Here is a 493-nt window from a genome sequence, read left to right on the forward strand (position 1 = left end):
GCTTTTAGGTGGGCTGTGGGTCAAGTGGATTGCTAATACGAGGCTCAAGGACCTTATCGTTATGCTTGTCTCTGCCGGCTGCGCCACATTCTATTGGTGGTGGAGAGACTGCTATGCCCTTCAGGGCGGGCTAGCGATGGAGCGCCTTCGAAGGTGAAAGCAATTCCCGCGTCCTCAAACGCCTGACGCATGGCCGCGATCTTGTGGGGACGCGGATTTCGAATACCGTTCTCAAAATCTCTGATCGTCATTTCGCTAACGCTCGCTTTTGCGGCAAGCCGTACTCGCGGCCAGTTCAGCAGGGCGCGTGCTGCTCTCGATTGAGCTGGTGAAAGTTGGGTTCGGCTGTCCATAGGATTTGAACATTCGATACGTCTAAAATGTTCCTTCGATCTATCGACGATCGAAAGATCGAGCAATTCCCGCGCGGGGGACGGTCGTCACGAGCGATGTCTCAGCGATGCATGCGTCAGGCAATAGGCCGGCCCTGGGA

Annotated in this window: 1 protein-coding gene; it reads right to left on the reverse strand. The window is 55.6% G+C overall.

The window, feature by feature from the left end:
• Positions 1-59 precede the first annotated feature (59 nt).
• The gene (locus EOA22_RS36915; protein WP_032808422.1) at positions 60-353 is read right to left on the reverse strand and encodes a helix-turn-helix transcriptional regulator; all 294 of its coding nucleotides are present in this window, start codon (positions 351-353) and stop codon (positions 60-62) included.
• Between the last annotated feature and the right edge of the window lie 140 nt (positions 354-493).

Origin of the sequence: Mesorhizobium sp. M7A.F.Ca.US.014.04.1.1 (genome assembly GCF_003998745.1) — a bacterium.
GTDB lineage: Bacteria > Pseudomonadota > Alphaproteobacteria > Rhizobiales > Rhizobiaceae > Mesorhizobium > Mesorhizobium ciceri.

Bases quoted from the DNA above. Each gene is read 5' to 3' on its own strand.
- EOA22_RS36915 (WP_032808422.1), bottom strand. From the start codon at position 353: ATGGACAGCCGAACCCAACTTTCACCAGCTCAATCGAGAGCAGCACGC.